Source organism: Citricoccus zhacaiensis (assembly GCF_014645315.1).
Lineage (GTDB): Bacteria > Actinomycetota > Actinomycetes > Actinomycetales > Micrococcaceae > Citricoccus > Citricoccus zhacaiensis.
Window position 1 is genome coordinate 354,839 of the sequence record NZ_BMLQ01000001.1, and the last position, 17,214, is coordinate 372,052.

At 69.7% G+C, this 17,214-nt stretch carries 16 protein-coding genes; all 16 read right to left on the bottom strand.

Going from position 1 to position 17,214, the window contains the following annotated elements:
• Positions 1-70: 70 nt before the first annotated feature.
• The gene (locus tag IEX49_RS01555; RefSeq protein ID WP_188803523.1) at positions 71-1,408 is read right to left on the bottom strand and encodes a M16 family metallopeptidase; all 1,338 of its coding nucleotides are present in this window, start codon (positions 1,406-1,408) and stop codon (positions 71-73) included.
• Between the two features lie 129 nt (positions 1,409-1,537).
• On the bottom strand, positions 1,538-3,802 hold the full coding sequence (locus IEX49_RS01560; protein WP_188803525.1) for a polyribonucleotide nucleotidyltransferase: 2,265 nt from the start codon (positions 3,800-3,802) through the stop codon (positions 1,538-1,540).
• Positions 3,803-4,065: 263 nt separating this feature from the next.
• Entirely contained in the window at positions 4,066-4,335 is a 270-nt protein-coding gene (rpsO, locus tag IEX49_RS01565; protein WP_188803527.1) for a 30S ribosomal protein S15, read from the bottom strand.
• A 99-nt stretch (positions 4,336-4,434) separates the two neighbouring features.
• Positions 4,435-5,223: a class I SAM-dependent methyltransferase gene (locus IEX49_RS01570; RefSeq protein WP_188803530.1), complete on the bottom strand. Its 789-nt coding sequence runs from the start codon at positions 5,221-5,223 to the stop codon at positions 4,435-4,437.
• 18 nt (positions 5,224-5,241) lie between these two features.
• Positions 5,242-6,207 (bottom strand): bifunctional riboflavin kinase/FAD synthetase, encoded by a 966-nt coding sequence (locus IEX49_RS01575; protein WP_188803532.1) that lies wholly within the window; start codon positions 6,205-6,207, stop codon positions 5,242-5,244.
• A gap of 42 nt (positions 6,208-6,249) precedes the next feature.
• A complete protein-coding gene (locus tag IEX49_RS01580; protein ID WP_229672141.1) occupies positions 6,250-6,621 on the bottom strand; it encodes a hypothetical protein in 372 nt (123 codons plus the stop codon).
• A gap of 70 nt (positions 6,622-6,691) precedes the next feature.
• Positions 6,692-7,054 carry a hypothetical protein gene (locus IEX49_RS01585; protein ID WP_188804176.1) on the bottom strand — a complete coding sequence of 121 codons (363 nt, stop codon included), beginning with the start codon at positions 7,052-7,054 and terminating at the stop codon, positions 6,692-6,694.
• Between the two features lie 5 nt (positions 7,055-7,059).
• Positions 7,060-8,022 carry a tRNA pseudouridine(55) synthase TruB gene (truB, locus tag IEX49_RS01590; protein ID WP_188804178.1) on the bottom strand — a complete coding sequence of 321 codons (963 nt, stop codon included), beginning with the start codon at positions 8,020-8,022 and terminating at the stop codon, positions 7,060-7,062.
• 32 nt (positions 8,023-8,054) lie between these two features.
• Positions 8,055-8,504 carry a 30S ribosome-binding factor RbfA gene (rbfA, locus tag IEX49_RS01595; RefSeq protein WP_188803536.1) on the bottom strand — a complete coding sequence of 150 codons (450 nt, stop codon included), beginning with the start codon at positions 8,502-8,504 and terminating at the stop codon, positions 8,055-8,057.
• A gap of 43 nt (positions 8,505-8,547) precedes the next feature.
• On the bottom strand, positions 8,548-11,445 hold the full coding sequence (gene infB / locus IEX49_RS01600; protein WP_188803538.1) for a translation initiation factor IF-2: 2,898 nt from the start codon (positions 11,443-11,445) through the stop codon (positions 8,548-8,550).
• Positions 11,446-11,576: 131 nt separating this feature from the next.
• Positions 11,577-11,888 (bottom strand): YlxR family protein, encoded by a 312-nt coding sequence (locus IEX49_RS01605; protein WP_188803540.1) that lies wholly within the window; start codon positions 11,886-11,888, stop codon positions 11,577-11,579.
• A gap of 95 nt (positions 11,889-11,983) precedes the next feature.
• Complete coding sequence (nusA, locus tag IEX49_RS01610; RefSeq protein ID WP_159549829.1) at positions 11,984-12,949, bottom strand: transcription termination factor NusA; 966 nt, start codon at positions 12,947-12,949, stop codon at positions 11,984-11,986.
• Complete coding sequence (rimP, locus tag IEX49_RS01615; protein ID WP_188803542.1) at positions 12,950-13,621, bottom strand: ribosome maturation factor RimP; 672 nt, start codon at positions 13,619-13,621, stop codon at positions 12,950-12,952.
• Positions 13,622-13,629: 8 nt separating this feature from the next.
• Positions 13,630-14,421: a sulfite exporter TauE/SafE family protein gene (locus IEX49_RS01620; protein WP_188803544.1), complete on the bottom strand. Its 792-nt coding sequence runs from the start codon at positions 14,419-14,421 to the stop codon at positions 13,630-13,632.
• Between the two features lie 26 nt (positions 14,422-14,447).
• On the bottom strand, positions 14,448-16,229 hold the full coding sequence (locus IEX49_RS01625; RefSeq protein WP_188803546.1) for a proline--tRNA ligase: 1,782 nt from the start codon (positions 16,227-16,229) through the stop codon (positions 14,448-14,450).
• Positions 16,230-16,320: 91 nt separating this feature from the next.
• Positions 16,321-17,160 (bottom strand): hypothetical protein, encoded by an 840-nt coding sequence (locus IEX49_RS01630; RefSeq protein ID WP_188803548.1) that lies wholly within the window; start codon positions 17,158-17,160, stop codon positions 16,321-16,323.
• Positions 17,161-17,214: the final 54 nt, after the last annotated feature.

The window sequence follows — 17,214 nt, forward strand, 5'->3', positions numbered from 1 at the left end:
ATGTTGCACACACCACTTCGAGTCAAGCGACTCCCCGCAGGACACCCGGATGAAAACGTCCTGGAAACACTCAGCTGCCGGAGAGTCCGTCCGCCGACGCATCCGGGCCGACCATGATCGTGGCCCGCGGGGAGGCGGCCAGGCGCTGGGCCACCGTCTGCACCTGCTCGGCCGTCACGGCGCGCAGCCGGTCCAGGGCGCCGTCCAGGTCCACGAACTCCCCCGTGACCAGTTCGGCCCGGCCCAAACGGGACATCCGGGAGCCGGTGTCCTCCAGCCCGAGCACGGTGCCGCCGGAGAGCTGGCCGCGGGCACGCTCCAGTTCCTCGTCCGTGATGCCGTGCTCGGCCAGGCGCTCCAGCTCCGAGACCATGAGCTCGGCCACGGAGTCGGCCTTCTGCGGGGAGCAGCCGGCGTAGAGGCCGAAGTAGCCCACGTCCGAATAGGCGGCAGAGAACGAGTAGGTGTTGTAGGCCAGACCGCGCTTCTCCCGGATCTCCTGGAACAGGCGCGAGCTCATGCCCCCTCCCAGGGTGGAGTTCATCAGGGCCAGCGCGAACCGGTCGGGGTCCAGGGAGTGGACGGAGCGCCCGCCGACCAGGATCGAGGACTGCTCCACCGGCCGGGAGATCCGGTGCAGTCCCTCGGAGATCCCTGCTCCCGTGTACACGTGACTGCGGCGCGGGGCCGGGGAAGCACCCTCCGGCAGGTCCCAGCCCGAGCGGTCCAGCGCCTCGATCACGAGCCGGCACACCTCGTCATGGTCCAGGCCGCCGGCGGCGGTCACCACCAGTTCGTCCGGGCGGTACCACTGGCGGTAGTGCTCCAGCACGCGTTCGCGGGTCACGGCGTTGATGGTCTGGGCGGTGCCGCCGATGGGTCGGCCCAGCTCATGCCCGTCCAGCAGGGCCGCGGCCAGGGCCTCGTGCGCGGTGTCGATCGGATCGTCGGCGTCCATGGCCAGTTCCTCGAGGATCACCCCGCGTTCCGTCTCGAGCTCGGTCGCGTCGATCAGGGCGGAGGTGACCATGTCCGTGATGACGTCGATGGCCATCGGCAGGTCGGTGTCCAGCACCCTGGCGTGGTAGCACGTCGACTCCTTGGCCGTGGAGGCGTTGGACTCCCCGCCGACGCGATCGAAGGCCGTGGCGATGTCCATGGCCGACCGGGTGGGGGTGCCCTTGAAGAGCAGGTGCTCCAGGAAGTGGGTGGAGCCGAAACCACCCTCCGCCTCGTCCCGTGAGCCCACCGCGATCCAGAAACCGATGGTGACCGAGCGCTGGTCCGGCATCGCCTCGGTCAGCACCCGGACACCCCCGGGCAGCACGGAACGCCGGACCACGGAGCCGTGGCCGGCGTCCTGGATGGTTCCGGTGAAATCAGCGGGGATCGGCAGCGTAGGACTCATGTCTCCGAAACTACCAGCGCCACCACGGCTGACCTCACCGAGGCCTTAACCACCCGTGGCCCACACCGAAGTGCGGGCCACGGGCCGGTGGAGCTGACGGGTCAGCTCGATCAGGCGATCAGCGGGAGATCAGTTCTCCTCGGACTCCTCGGCGCCCGACTCGTTGTTCTCGGAGTTCTCGGACTCGCCGCCCTCGACCACGGGGGCCAGGGACAGCTTGCCGCGGTCGTCGATCTTGGTGATCTCGACCTGGATCTTCTGGCCGACCTCGACGACGTCCTCGACGTCCTCGACGCGCTTGCCCTCGTTGATCTTGCGCAGCTCGGAGATGTGCAGCAGACCGTCCTTGCCCGGGGTGAGGGACACGAACGCACCGAAGGTGGTCAGCTTCACCACGGTGCCGAGGTAGCGCTCACCGACCTCGGGGACCTGCGGGTTGGCGATGGCGTTGACCGCGGAACGGGCGGCCTCGGCTGCCGATCCCTCGGTGGCGCCGATCAGCACGGTGCCGTCGTCCTCGATGGAGATGTCCGCGCCCGTGTCGTCCTGGATCTGGTTGATCATGGCACCCTTGGGACCGATGACGGCACCGATCTTGTCCACCGGGATCTTGACGGCGATGATGCGCGGTGCGTACTGGCTCATCTCGTCCGGGGCGTCGATCGCGGCGTTCAGGACACCCAGGATGTGCAGGCGGGCCTCACGGGCCTGGGTCAGCGCGGCGGCCAGCACGGAGGCCGGGATGCCGTCGAGCTTGGTGTCCAGCTGGATCGCGGTGACGAACTCGGAGGTGCCGGCCACCTTGAAGTCCATGTCGCCGAAGGCATCCTCGGCGCCGAGGATGTCCGTCAGGGCGGCGTAGCGGGTCTGACCGTCCACGGTGTCCGAGACCAGGCCCATGGCGATGCCGGCCACGGGGGCCTTCAGGGGCACACCGGCGTTCAGCATCGACAGGGTGGAGGCGCAGACGGAACCCATGGAGGTGGAACCGTTGGAGCCCAGGGCCTCGGAGACCTGGCGGATCGCATACGGGAACTCATCACGGCTCGGCAGCACCGGGACCATGGCGCGCTCGGCGAGGGCACCGTGGCCGATCTCGCGGCGCTTGGGCGAGCCCACTCGGCCGGTCTCGCCGACGGAGTACGGCGGGAAGTTGTAGTGGTGCAGGTAGCGCTTGTGGGTCTCCGGGGCCAGGGAGTCGATCTGCTGTTCCATCTTCAGCATGTTCAGCGTGGTGACACCCATGATCTGGGTCTCGCCGCGCTCGAAGATCGCCGAACCGTGCACCCGCGGCAGGACCTCCACCTCAGCGGTCAGCTTGCGGATGTCCGTCAGGCCACGGCCGTCGATGCGGACCTGGTTGGTCAGGATCTGCTGGCGCACGGCCTTCTTGGTCACCGCACCGTAGGCCTTGGCGATCTCCCCGCGGCGCTGCTCGAACTGGGTGCCCTCGCCGGCCAGGGCCTCGACGACCTCGGCGCGGTAGGCGTCGTCAGTGTTCTGGCGCTCCTGCTTGTCGGCGATCGAGTAGATCTCCTGCAGGCGGGCGGCGGCGAACTGCTCCACGGCCTCGTAGGCATCGTCCTCGTAGTCCTTGAAGACCGGGATCTCGACGGGGGCCTTGGCGGCGCGCTGGGCCAGGTCGGCCTGCGCATCGCAGAGGGCCTTGATGAAAGGCTTGGCGGCCTCGAGGCCCTCGGCCACGATCTCCTCGGTCGGAGCGGTGGCGCCCTGTTCCTTGATCAGGGTCCAGGAGTCCGGGGTGGCCTCGGCCTCGACCATCATCACGGCGATGTCGTCCCCGGCCACACGGCCGGCCACGGCCATGTTGAACACGGCGTTCTTCAGCTGGGAGTGCTTCGGGAAGGCGACCCACTGGCGGTTGCCGGTGCCGTCGTCGATCAGGGCCACGCGGACGCCGCCGATCGGGCCGGAGAACGGCAGCCCGGAGAGCTGGGTGGACATCGAGGCGGCGTTGATGGCCACGGTGTCGTAGACCTCGTCCGGAGCGATCGAGGTGACGGTCACGACGACCTGGACCTCGTTGCGGATGCCCTTGGTGAAGGCGGGGCGCAGCGGGCGGTCGATCAGGCGGCAGGTGAGGATGGCGTCCGTGGACGGGCGGCCCTCCCGGCGGAAGAACGACCCGGGGATGCGGCCGGCAGCGTACATGCGCTCCTCGACGTCCACGGTCAGCGGGAAGAAGTCAAAGCCCTCACGCGGGGACTTGCCGACGGTCGTGGCCGACAGCATCGAGGTCTCCTCGTCGATGTAGACCATGGCCGCGCCGGCGGCCTGCTGGGCCAGACGGCCGGTTTCGAAGCGCACGACGCGCTGGCCGTAGGTGCCGTTGTCGATGACGGCTTCGGCGAACTTGATTTCGGGACCCTCCATGGGTGGGTGTCCTTTCTTCGCGGCCCGCCGCGTCACCACCCGGTCTTCGATCGAAGCCTCCGGACGCTCGGACACGATGGTCGTGAGGTTCCGGAAGCCACTGTCGAGGACCGCGAATGGATGGACGCTGACGGGCTTGATGGGTGTGCTGACTGGTGTACAGCAGGGACGGTCACATCGGGTGGCCATCCCAGACCAGACTAGAGGCGGCGGCCCGAATGGGGAAAACCCCCACGCCCGGGACGCCGCCTGAAGTCATGAGGTCACTTACGCAGGCCGAGGCGCCCGATCAGCGAGCGGTAGCGCTCGATGTCGGTGCGCTCGAGGTACCCGAGCATACGACGACGGCGACCGACCAGGGCCATCAGGCCGCGGCGGGTGTGGTGGTCGTGCTTGTGGGACTTCAGGTGTTCCGTCAGGTCCGAGATGCGACGGGACAGCACAGCGATCTGCACTTCCGGGGAACCGGTGTCGCCCTCGTGGGTGGCGTATTCCTTGATGATGTCCTGCTTGACGGCGGGGTCGAGTGCCACGCGAACTCCTTATGAGTTGTGCCGCGATCATGAATGGTGGATCCCGCCACCGCGGACTACAGCGGGCACCAGCATTCCAGTCTAGCAGTCCAGTTGCCGTCAGCCGCGTCGCGTGCGCAGCGCGAGCGTCAGGTACGGCAGTTCGATCGTCTCGTCCGGGGCGAATCCCAGGTGCTCGTGCAGGTACCACTCGAGGTTGGCGGTCATCCTCGCGTGGATACGCTCGCCCGAGCGCAGCCAATACGAACGGGACGCCATCAGCGCGTGGAGGCCGGCCGGCGTCGTGCGGTCCGTCCAGTGCACCTCGTGGTGCTCCTCTGCTCCGAAGGGGGCGCGCGTGCGCCGCTGTGGCCGGCCGGAGCGGGCCGCGTGGACGTCTCCGGCATGCATGATCCGGGTGAGCCGGTGGACCCAGGGCACGGAGGTGTCCAGTTGGTTCCACACCAGGGCCAGCGTCCCGCCGGGGCGCAGCAGCCGTGCGGCCTCCGCCGAGCCGGCGTCCGGGTCGATCCAGTGCCACGCCTGCGCGCTCGTGACCAGGTCGAAGCCGCCGGTCTGAAGTCCGGTGTGCTCCGCGGCGGCCTGCACGACGGCGGCGGCGGGCACCGCGCGCCGCAGCGGTTCCAGCATGGAGGCCGAGGGGTCCACGGCGGTGACCTCGAGTCCCCGGTCCGCCAGCAGCCGGGTGAAGAGTCCGGTGCCGGCGCCGAGGTCCACGGCGGTGCGGGCGCCGGCCGGGACCATGAACTCGACGGTCTGCGCCGGATAGGAGGGCCGCACCGCGTGGTAGTGCTCTCCCCCGGTGGCGAAGGCGGCCCCGAGGCTCTGCCGGGAGGCGTTGTCGAGGCGGGGGTCCCCGCCGGGCCGGTTCGGGACGGGACGTGTCACTGGGCTGTCACCGGACGGTCATGGACGGGGGTCCGCCGGGACGGCGGCGAGGACCTCGCGGGTGCGGTCGACGTCCTGGGTCATCTGCTCGACGAGCTTGGGGATGCCCTCGAATGCGACCATGCCGCGCAGCCGCTCCACGAACTCGACCGTGACGAACTGGCCGTACAGGTCGAAGGCCTCGACCTGTTCCTGCGGCCGGTCGATGACATGGGCCTCGACCACCCGGGACACTCCCTCGAAGGTCGGGTTGGATCCGATCGAGATGGCGACGGGCCAGCATCGGTGCGCCTCATCGAAGAGCCAGCCGGCGTAGACGCCGTCGGCGGGGATCATGCCCTGGACCTCGTCGGAGAGGTTGGCGGTGGGGAAGCCGAGCTCGCGGCCCCGGGCGAAGCCGTGGACGACCTCGCCGTGCACGCGGTGGTTGCGGCCCAGCACACCGGCGGCTTCGCGGACCTTGCCCTCGCGCAGCGCTTCGCGGATCCAGGTGGAGGAGCAGCGGCGGTCCTCGCCGAAGTCGGCCACGTCGATGACGTCGAAGCCGTACCGGCGGCCGAGTTCCACCATGGTGCTGAAGTCACCGGAGTTGCGGTAGCCGAAGCGGACGTCCCGGCCGACCACCACCGCCGTGGCGTTGACGGCGTCCACGATCACGTTCTTGACGAACTCCTCGGGACTCTGCTGGGCGAATTCGAGGGTGTAGTGGATGACCAGCATCGCGTCGATGCCGGCCTGCTCGATCAGCCGGGCCTTCTCCTCGTAGCCGGTGATGGCCTCCTGGAGGTCATTGGGCCGGTGCACCACGCGGGGGTGCGGGTCGAAGGTGATGGCTACGGAGGTCGCCCCGGAACCGCGCGCGGCGGAGACGACCTGGTCGAGGACCTGGAGGTGGCCACGGTGCACCCCGTCGAAGTTCCCGATGGTGACCACGGAGGGTGCGGGATTCTCCGGTACGGCGGCTAGGCCGTCCCAATAGTGCATGCAGTCCCTCCGCTCCGGCTCATCACTCGATTATCCACCCCCTCAGGGGCGGCCTTCCACTTCGACGCGGGGGCGGTGTCCCAGCAGCCAGGCGAGGCCCAGGATCGGCAGGATCAGGGGGATGTATCCGTATCCGGCGCCGAAGCGGCTCCACACCGTGTCATCGGCGAACAGCTGCGGATCCAGGAGCGTCCAGAGCCCGACCCCGACCACGCCCACCAGTTCGATGCCCACTGCCACGACCGAGACGTACCAGGCCGTGCGGCCGGAACGGGCCAGGGACAGCGTGGCCACGATGTAGACGGCGGCGGCGAAGGCGGACAACAGGTAGGCCAGCGGCGCCTGCTCGAAGTGCGTGGCGATCTGGAAGATCGACCGCGCGAAGGAGGACAGGGCGAACACGGCGTAGACCATCACCAGGATGCGGCCGAGTCCCTGGTTCCGCCGGGGCGCGTTGTCCACTTTGTTCTCGTTGTTCTCGGCCTCAGCCAAACCAGATCACCTGCAGTCTGTATAACATCACGAAGATCGTCGGCCCCACGGCGGCCATCACCAGGTTGGACCAGCGGGTCTTGTCCGTGACGGCCCACACCACCGCGACCAGGGAGACCACCAGCGCCGTGAGGACATAGCCCCAGAACTCCCAGAGTTCCCCCTGGAGGGGCTCGCCTCCGCCCTGGCGGAAGATCGCGCCCACGCCGTAGACCACCAGGAAGAGCTCCACCGCGGCCACGGAGAGGATGGAGAAGTCATCCGGGAAGGTGCGGATGAAGGTCATCACCACGCAGATCACCAAGGAGACGGCACACAGCGCGGTGCCGACCCAGAACCAGCCGTCGGTCGCCACCTCGGTCACGTCCGCCCGCCGTCCTGGCCGGGCGCCCGGGCGGGCGCTGGGGCGGGCGCGAAGACGATCTCGGGCTTGGCGGAGAGGGACTCCGGGCGGCCCTGGCGCTCCTGGTCGCAGATCAGGGCGACGACGGTGCCGTCCGGCGCCTGTGCGGCCACCATCCCCTCGCTGCCGGTGGCCTCGATGCGCCGCCCGAAGGACAGCTCGGAGGCCTCCTCACCGGTCAGCCGGCGCACGGGGAACAGCCCGGCGGCGGCCTCGGAGAGTTCGGTGGAGGTGAAACGCACCGCCAGGTCCTCGAGGGTCACGGCGTCGGCCACGGAGAACGGCCCGACGGCGGTGCGCCGCAAGGCGGTCAGGTGGCCGCCGGTCTCGAGGGCCTCCCCCAGGTCCCGGGCCAGGGCACGGATGTAGGTCCCCGAGGTGCAGTCCACCTCGACGTCGAGGTCCACGGTCGTACCGTCCTCGGCACGCCGGTAATCGGTGACCTCGAAGCGGCGGACCGTGACGGGCCGGGCGTCGAGGCGCACGTCCTCGCCGGCCCGCACCCGGTGATAGGCGCGCTGCCCGTCCAACTTGATGGCGGACACCGCCGAGGGGACCTGCTGCAGGTCCCCCGTGAGGCCGGCCACGGCGGCGGCCACCCGTTCCGGGGTGACCGCGTTCGCGAGCCGGGTCTGCAACACCTCACCCTCGGCGTCGTCCGTCACGGTGGAGACACCGAGCCGGATGGTCGCCAGGTAGGTCTTGTCCGTCCCCGTGATCGCCGTCAGCAGACGGGTGGCCTTGTTGAAGCCGACCACCAGCAGGCCGGTGGCCATCGGATCCAGGGTGCCGGCATGACCGACCTTGCGGGTGCCGGCCAGCCGGCGGACCTTCCCGACCACGTCATGGGAGGTCCAGCCGGCCGGCTTGTCCACGAGCACCAGGCCGGAGGCCTGGGTGCCGGGAGCGCCCTCGGGCAGCTCCCGGTCCCGGGACTGCCTGGAAGAACTGCTCAACGGGCCGTGTCCTCGTTCCCGCTGTCCTCGCCGTCCTTCTTGTACGGGTCGGACTCACCGGCGAAGGAGGCGTTCTCCCGCAACCGGGCCAGTTCGGCGTCGCGCTCCTTGGCCTGGGCGAGCACCTCCTCGAGGTGCGCCGCGACCTCCGGGACCTCGTCTGCCACGAACTCCAGGGTCGGCACCAGCCGGATGGTCAGCTGGCGGCCGACCTCGTGCCGGATGGCGCCGTGGTGGGCCTCGAGGACCTCCCGGGCACCCTCGGCCGCCGTGGCGTCGCCGAGCACCGTGTAATACACGGTGGCGTGCTGGAGGTCGTTGGTCACCCGCACCTCGGTGAGGGTGATGGCCTCGGCCCGGTCATCCTTGACCCGCTTGCGCAGGGCCTCGGCGACCAGGACCTTGATCCGTTGGGCCAACCGGGCCGCACGTGCCTGATCCACCATGGGACCGTCCTTTCTCCTTGGGGGGATCGGCCGGCGCGTCAACTCAGACGCGCGGCTTCTCCTGCATCTCGAAGGTCTCGATGATGTCGCCGTCCTTGATGTCGTTGAAGCCACCCAGGCCGATACCGCACTCGTAGCCCTCGCGGACCTCGGTGGCATCGTCCTTGAACCGGCGCAGGGACTCGATCTTGAGCTTGTCCGCCACCACGTTGCCGTCCCGCACCAGGCGGGCCGAGGCGTTGCGGCGGATGAGCCCGGAGCGGACCAGGGAACCGGCGATGCTGCCCCACTTGGAGGAGCGGAAGACCTCGCGGACCTCCGCGGTGCCCAGCTGGACCTCCTCGTACTCCGGCTTGAGCATGCCCTTGAGCGCATTCTCGATGTCGTCGATCGCGTCGTAGATCACCGAGTAGAAGCGCATGTCCACGCCCTCCTTGTCGGCGAGGTCGTTGACGCGCTCGGCCGGGCGGACGTTGAAGCCGATGATGATGGCGTTGTCCACGGTGGCCAGGTTGACGTCGTTCTGCGTGATGGCACCCACCCCGCGGTGGATGACGCGCAGCTGCACCTCGGCACCGACCTCGATCTCGAGCAGGGAGTCCTCGAGGGCCTCCACGGCGCCGGAGGCGTCGCCCTTGATGATGAGGTTGAGGGTGTCGATCTTGCCCTCGGCCACGGCCTGGTCGAAGTTCTCCAGGGAGATCCGCTTGCGGCGCTTGGCCAGCATGGCGTTGCGATCGGCGGCTTCGCGCTTCTCGGCGATCTGACGGGCGGTGCGGTCGTCCTCGGTCACCAGGAAGGTGTCGCCGGCCCGCGGCACGGAGGACAGACCCAGCACCTGGACCGGACGCGACGGCGGCGCCTCGGTCACGGTGGTGCCGTCGTCGTCGAACATCGCGCGGACACGGCCGTGGGCATTGCCCACCACCATGGTGTCCCCGACCCGCAGGGTGCCGGACTGCACGAGCACCGTGACCACGGCACCGCGGCCCTTGTCCAGGTTGGCCTCGATGGCCACACCGCGGGCGCCCTTGTTCGGATTGGCGGTGAGCTCCAGCGCGGCATCCGACGTGAGCAGGATGGCCGAGAGCAGCTCATCGATGTTCAGGTTGTTCCGGGCGGAGACGTCCACGAACATCGTGTCGCCGCCGTACTCCTCGGGCACCACGCCGTACTCGGCGAGCTGGCCGCGGATCTTCTCCGGAGAGGCATCGGGCTTGTCGATCTTGTTGACCGCAACCACGATCGGCACACCGGCCGCCTGGGCATGGTTCAGTGCCTCGACGGTCTGCGGCATGACGCCGTCATCGGCGGCGACCACGAGCACGGCGATGTCCGTGACCTTGGCACCACGGGCACGCATGGCGGTGAACGCCTCGTGGCCCGGGGTGTCGATGAAGGTCAGGCTGCGGTCGTCCTCACCGTGCTGGAAGTCCACCTGATAGGCGCCGATGTGCTGGGTGATGCCACCGGCCTCGCCCTCGATGACCTTCGTGGAGCGGATGGCGTCCAGCAGACGGGTCTTGCCGTGGTCCACGTGGCCCATGACGGTCACGACGGCCGGGCGCTTCTCGAGGTCGTCCTCGGTCTCGGCCTGTTCCTCGGCGTCGAGGTCGATGTCGAAGCCCTCCAGGAGCTCCTTGTCCTCGTCCTCCGGGGAGACGATCTCGATCCGGTAGCCCAGCTCCTCGCCGAGTACCGCGAAGGTGTCCTCGTCCAGGGACTGGTTGGCGTTCGCCATCTCGCCCAAGTGGAAGAGCACGGTCACCAGCGAGGCCGGATCCGCGTTGATCTTCTCGGCGAAGTCACTCAGGGACGAGCCGCGGCGCAGGCGGAGCTGCGTGGTGCCGTCACCGCGCGGGACGGAGACGCCGCCGACCGACGGTGCCGACTTCTGCTCCAGTTCCTGACGCTTCGCGCGCTTCGACTTGCGCTGCTTGCGGCCGCCGGGACCACCACGGCCGAAGGCACCCTGGGTACCACCGCGTCCGCCACGGCCGCCGCGCGGGCCACCGCCACCACCGGCAGGACCGGTGCCACCGGGGCCGCCACCGGGACGGCCACGGCCGCCGCCACCCGGACGGGCGGAGGCCGGCTGCGGCTTGTTGATGTGGCCGGGCATCATGTTCGGGCTGGGACGTGCGCCACCCGGCTTCGGGCCACCGGCGGCTGCGCCGGCACCGGCCGGACGCGGACCGCCGGGACGGGGACCACCGGTGCGCTCACCGGCATCCGGACGGCCCGAGCGCATGCCCTGCTTGGGCGCGAAGGGGTTGTTGCCCGGACGGGGACCGCCGGGGCGGGGGCCACCGGGGCGCGGGCCGCCGGCGCGTTCGCCACCACGCTCATCGGCGCGGGGCGCGGACTGCTTGGAGGTGAACGGGTTGTTGCCGGGCCGCGGAGCGGCCGGCTTGGTGCCGCCCGGCTTCGGGGCACCCGGACGGGCCGGGGAGGCCGGCTTCGGTGCGGACGGAGAGGCTGGCGCCGCCGGCGCGGGAGCCTCCGTCGATGCTGCAGGGGTGGCCGGCGCGGCGGGAGCAGCAGGCTTTTCGGCCGCAGGCGCGGCCGGTGCCGGAGCGGCCGGCTTCTGCGCCGCAGGGGCGGCCGGTGCCGGTGCCGGAGTGGCTGCCGCAGGCTTGGCAGTGGCCGGGGCTGCCGGAGCAGACGGCTTCTCCGCTGCCGGGGTTGCCGGAGCAGCCGGCTTCTCGGCCGCGGGGGCGGCCGGTGCCGGAGTGGCTGCCGCAGGCTTGGCGGCGGCCGGCTTGGAGGGAGTCTTCGGTGCGGCGTCCGCATAGGCGGAACGCAGCTTCTTGACCACCGGGGGTTCGATGGTCGAGGAGGCGGAACGAACGAATTCGCCCATGTCCTGAAGCTTGTTCAGGGCCTCCTTGGATGAAATGCCGAGCTCTTTGGCGAGCTCGTGGACGCGGACCTTAGCCACGGTTCTCCTGTTCTGGTCCGCGTCGTGGCCTCGAGGGGAGCCTCAGCTCCCCCTGGCCGTGTCAAGCGGACCGTAATGACGGGTGGTGTTCATCGTTGGGCACTCATCGTGTGGTGCTCATCGGGTTTCCATCAGATCTCTGACCCGCTTTCGTTCTCGGTCTTCAACACCGGTGCATCCGGATGCCCGGCGAACAGTCCGGCCAGGGAGGTCGCATCCACACGGCCCCGGAAGGCCCGATTGAATGCGCCCCTCTTCAGGGCGGCCTGCAGGCAAGCGTGATCCGGGTGGATCCAGGCCCCTCGGCCCGGCTTGCGCCGGCGCCAGTCGGGAACCACGAGTCCGGGACTCGTGACCTCCTCCAGCGCCAGGCGCACCAGCTTGGTGTGGTCCTCTTTCCCTCGGCACCCGACGCAGGTGCGCACCGGGGTGTGTGCCTGCATGGTGGAGCCTGTTCCGTCAAGGAAATGGAAATGGACCTGGCCAGTCTACCTCAGTCGGTCCGGTGGGCCAGCAGATGGCGGCCACCGGTCCGGGTTCAGGCCTCTTCGCCGGAGATGTCGATCCGCCAGCCGGTCAGCTTGGCGGCCAGACGGGCGTTCTGCCCCTCCTTGCCGATGGCCAGCGAGAGCACGTCCCGCGGAACGACCACGCGGGCCGACCGGGTGGCCTCGTCCACGATCTCCACGGAGCTGACCCGTGCCGGGGACAGGGCGGAGGAGATGAAGGCGGCGGGGTTCTCGCTGAAGTCGACGATGTCGATCTTCTCGTCGTTCAGCTCGCTCATCACCGCGCGGACGCGGGAGCCCATCTCGCCGATGCAGGCACCCTTGGCGTTGATGCCGGCCTTGGTGGCCTTGACGGCCATCTTGGTCCGGTGTCCGGCCTCTCGGGCCAGGGCGAGGATCTCCACGGAACCGTCGGCGATCTCGGGGACCTCCAGTTCGAACAGCTTGCGGACCAGCCCCGGGTGGGAGCGCGAGAGCGTGATCGAGGGGCCCTTGAGCCCGCGGTGCACGTCCACCACGTAGGCGCGCAGACGCTGGCCGTGGGAGTAGTCCTCGCCGGGGACCTGTTCCGGCGGCGGCAGGACGGCCTCGACCGAGCCCAGGTTCACCTGGATCATGTGCGGGTTGGTGCCCTGCTGGATCAGCCCGGAGATGATCTCGCCCTCGCGGCCCTTGAACTGGCCCAGGATGTTGTCGTCCTCGGCGTCACGCAGTCGCTGGAGGATGATCTGCCGGGCCGTGGACGCGGCGATCCGGCCGAAGCCCTGCGGGGTGTCGTCGAACTCGCCGACCGCCTGGCCGTCCTCGTCGATCTCGGTGGCCCAGATCGTCACGTGGCCGGATTTGCGGTCGATCTCCGCGCGGGCCCGGGACAGGGCGCCGGGTGACTTGTGGTACGCGACCACCAAAGCCTGTTCGATGGTGGGCACGAGGCGGTCCAGTGGGATCTCACGCTCGGTCTCCAGCATCCGCAGGGCGCTCATGTCGATGTCCACTCAGACCTCCGAATTCAGTTCTTCATCGGCAGCACTTCCGCCACCGCGGGTCAACTCTACCTGCACCGTGGCCGGCCCCAGGCGGTCGTATGCGTGCCGGACCGGATCACCGATCTTCGCGGGCATCCCCTTCTTCGCCCCCGGCCTGACCGGCACCAGCACGACGCCAGCCTCGTCGGCGGACTGGATACGCCCGGTCAACCGACCGGCCGGCGCCGGAGCGGACGCCTCGGTCAAGGCCGCAGGTGAGGTGGCCGGTGAGGTGGCCGGTGAGGTGGTCGGCGAGGGCGACGGGCCGTCGTCGGGCAGGACCTCGACCGAGACCAGACGACCGACGTTGCGGCGCCAGTGCCGCGGCTCGGTCAACGGTCGCTCGACGCCCGGGGAGGACACCTCGAGCTGGTACGGCTCGGTGCCGAGCTCCGGCAGGTCGGACCCCGCCGCATCGAGCGCGGTCGAGATGGCCTGGGCCACCTCGGCGACCTCGTCCAGATCCAGCCCGGCGGTGCCGTCGGCATGGTCCACGACGACCTTCAGGATCAGCTGACCCGGCTCGCCCTCGACCGTGGCCGACTCGAAGTACAGGCCGGTGGACTCGACGGCGGGCGCGACCAGCGCGGCCAGGGGTGTGCGTTCAGGGTGTTCGGTGGCGTGTTCGGTGGCGTCGTGCATGGGTCCATTCAAGCCCAGTCGGCAACAAAGTCGTAACCGAGTTTGACGATCAGGACGAACACCACCACGAGGAACACGATCCGGATGAAGCCCGAGCCGCGCCTGATGGCCATCCGGGCCCCGAGGTAGCCGCCGATCATGTTCGCCACCCCCAGGACGAGGCCCAGGCCGAGGAGGATGTGGCCGGAGGGCAGGAAGAAGGCGATGGCGCCGAGGTTGGTGAACAGGTTCACGATCTTGGCCTGCGCCGAGCCCTGCAGGAAGGTGTAGCCGAGGACCGCCACCAGCGAGATCACCAGGAACGTCCCGGTGCCCGGGCCGAGGACGCCGTCGTAGAAGCCGATCACCAGGCCGATGACCAGGGCCACCGCGAGGTGGCGCCGGCCGGAGTAGCGCAGTCCCGTGTCACGGCCCAGCTGGGGCCTGGCCGCCGTGAAGACGGCCACGCCGACCAGGGCCAGCAGGATGACGGGCTTGATGACCTCGGCCGGCAGCAGCGTGGCGACGATCGCCCCGCCGAAGCTGCCTCCCAGGGCGACCACCGCCATGGGCAGGGCGGTGCTCAGGTCCGGGTGGATGCGCCGGTAGTAGGTGATGGCGCTGGTGGTGGTCCCGAAGACGGAGCCCAGCTTGTTCGTGGCCAGCGCCTGGACCGGGGTGATGCCCGGGACCATGAGCAGTACGGGCAGCTGGAGCAGTCCTCCCCCGCCCACCACCGCGTCGATCCACCCGGCGGCGAGACCGGCCAGGAGGACCATCACGAGGGTGGCCGCGGTGATGTCCTCGAGGCCGGTCAGCACGGCCGTGCCTCCATGCTGCCGAAGACCTAGGCGGAGCGGACGAGGCCGGCGATCGCGGCTGCGGCGCCGGCGACCTCCACGGACTGTGCCTCGCCCGTGGCCCGGTCCTTGACCTCGACCACGCCGTCGGCGAGGCCGCGGCCGACGACCACGGAGGTGGGGATGCCGATGAGCTCGACGTCCGAGAACTTCACGCCGGCCGAGACCTTCTTGCGGTCGTCGTAGAGCACGGTCAGGCCCTGGGCCTCGAGGTCGCCGACGAGCTGCTCCGCGGCGGCGAAGATCTCCTCACCCTTGCCGGTGGCCACCACATGCACGTCCGCGGGGGCGATGGCGCGCGGCCACGCCAGTCCCTTCTCATCGTGGTGGGACTCGGCCAGGGCGGCGACGGCGCGGGTGACGCCGATGCCGTAGGAGCCCATGGTCACCACGACCTGCTTGCCGTTCTGGTCCAGGACCTTGAGGTCGAGGGCTTCGGCGTACTTGCGGCCGAGCTGGAAGATGTGCCCCATCTCGATGCCTCGGCGGGTGCGCAGAGGGCCGGAGCCGTCCGGGGCCGGGTCGCCGTCCCGTACCTCGGTGGCCTCGATGACGCCGTCCCACTGGAAGTCTCGCCCGGCCACCAGCCCGAAGACATGCTGTTGCAGGGCGTTGGCACCGGTGATCCAGGCGGTGCCGGTGACGATGCGCGGGTCCACGAAGAACGGCAGGCCGGATTCGTTGTTGGGACCGATGTAGCCCTTGACCAGGGACGGATGGCGGGCGAGGTCCGCCTCGGTGGCCTGCTCGACACCGGGTTCCCCGGCCACCTCGAGCAGCTCGCCGATGCCGGCCTCCAGGCGCTTGAGATCCACGTCCCGGTCGCCGGGGACGGCCACGATGAACTGGCGGCGCTCGTTGCCGTCCAGCACGGCCGTGAGCACCACGCACTTGAGCGTGTCCGCGGCGGTCCAGGAGCCGCCCTCGCCGCGCGGTGCGAGCTGATTCGCGACGTCCACGAGGGCCGCAATCGTGGTGGAGTCCGGGGTGTCCTTGACCTCGGCGGCCGGCAGGGCCGCGATTGCGGCCTCGTCCAGGGCGGCAGGGGGCACCGTGGTGACGGCCTCGACGTTGGCGCGGAAGCCGGCGTCGGACTCCACGAAGGTGTCCTCACCGATCGGTGAGGGGTGGAGGAACTCCTCGGAGCGTGAGCCGCCCATGGCCCCCGCCTGGGCCTGGACGGGGACGACGGCCAGGCCCAGGCGGTCGAAGATCCGCAGGTAGGCCCCCCGGTGGTCGGCGTAGGCCTGGTCCAGGCCGGCGTCGTCCACGGTGAAGGAGTAGGAGTCCTTCATGATGAACTCGCGCACGCGCAGCAGGCCGGCGCGCGGACGGGCCTCATCCCGGAACTTGGTCTGGATCTGGTACAGGTACGCCGGCAGATCCTTGTAGGAGGAGTAGTGGTCCTTGACCAGGAGGGTGAACATCTCCTCATGCGTGGGGGCCAGCAGGAAGTCCGCCCCCTTGCGGTCCTGGACGCGGAACAGCGCGTCACCGTACTCCTCCCAGCGGCCGGTGGCCTCGTAGGGCTCCTTGGGCAGCAGCGCCGGGAACTGGACCTCCTGACCGCCGATCGCGTCCATCTCCTCGCGCACGATCTGCTCGACCCGGTTCTTCACGCGCAGCCCCAGTGGCAGCCACGTGTAGGCGCCCGGGCCGGAACGCCGGATGTACCCGGCGCGGACGAGCAGCCTGTGGCTGGCCACCTCGGCGTCGGCCGGGTCGTCACGCAGGGTGCGGAGGAACAGGGTGGACATGCGCAGGGGCACGAGGGCTCCGATCGGTGGTTGCTGGACTAGCTGGGGTGCTGGTGGACGTGTGGTGGTCTGCTGGCCGAGGATGCCTCGCCGGGGAGGGGTCTCAGCCGTCGAGTTCGGCGCGCAGGTCCTCGACGAGGGTCACACCGTCCTCGACGGGCACGACCCCGTCACCGCCGCCGGTCCCCGAATAGGTGATCAGGCGGTCATCGTCCTGGACGACCACCGTGGTGGCGGTCGTGGATTCGGTGCCGGGTGGCAGGGTGGCGCCACTGAGGGCGACGGTCGTGGTGCTGGTCATGGCGAACGAGCCGTCGGCCTGCACCTCCACGGGCTGGACCTCGAGGCTCATCTCCATGGACATGGCGTCACCCATCTCCACGGTGAATTCGGAGCAGTCCTCGGACTGCGTCTGCGTCGCTTCCAGAGACTGCGCCGCCGCATCGGCAGAGGGGAAGGTCGTGACCATCAGGATGTCCGTGGACGGCATGGTGGCATCGCTGAGGTCCATACTCAGGCCACCGATGTTCTCGACTCCTTCAGCCAGCTCGCCCGAGGCGGCCTGGCCAGCGTCGAAGCACTCCTCCGGGGTCACCGTCATGTCCTCGGTCAAGCCCTGCGATTCCTGGGTGGCCTGCTCCAACTGCTCACCGGTCAGGATGGTGGCCCCTTCACCGAGGACGGTCATCAACGCCTCCTCGACCTGCTGGTCCAGGCCGGTGGCATCCGAGGATGCGGTGGCGGAGGCATCCGCCGTGGCGTCCTCGGTGGCTGACGGCGTGGCGGACACGCTGGCTTCATCGGAGGCGGCGCTGCTGGCCGGAGCGCTGGACTCTTCCTCATCTCCGGAGCCGCCGCAGGCGGCCAGGGAGAGGGTGAGCAGTCCCATGCCCACGATCGACGGCAGCATCGCGGCACGGAATCGGGTGTTCTGGCGGTTCATGTCCTGTCCCCTCATAGCTGGTCCTGGCGGCTCCGTCAACGCCGGGCCGCACGG

Bases quoted from the DNA above. Each gene is read 5' to 3' on its own strand.
- IEX49_RS01555 (WP_188803523.1), bottom strand. From the start codon at position 1,408: ATGAGTCCTACGCTGCCGATCCCCGCTGATTTCACCGGAACCATCCAG.
- IEX49_RS01560 (WP_188803525.1), bottom strand. From the start codon at position 3,802: ATGGAGGGTCCCGAAATCAAGTTCGCCGAAGCCGTCATCGACAACGGC.
- IEX49_RS01575 (WP_188803532.1), bottom strand. From the start codon at position 6,207: ATGCACTATTGGGACGGCCTAGCCGCCGTACCGGAGAATCCCGCACCC.
- IEX49_RS01580 (WP_229672141.1), bottom strand. From the start codon at position 6,621: ATGGTCTACGCCGTGTTCGCCCTGTCCTCCTTCGCGCGGTCGATCTTC.
- rbfA (WP_188803536.1), bottom strand. From the start codon at position 8,504: ATGGTGGATCAGGCACGTGCGGCCCGGTTGGCCCAACGGATCAAGGTC.
- IEX49_RS01605 (WP_188803540.1), bottom strand. From the start codon at position 11,888: ATGCAGGCACACACCCCGGTGCGCACCTGCGTCGGGTGCCGAGGGAAA.
- rimP (WP_188803542.1), bottom strand. From the start codon at position 13,621: ATGCACGACGCCACCGAACACGCCACCGAACACCCTGAACGCACACCC.
- IEX49_RS01630 (WP_188803548.1), bottom strand. From the start codon at position 17,160: ATGAACCGCCAGAACACCCGATTCCGTGCCGCGATGCTGCCGTCGATC.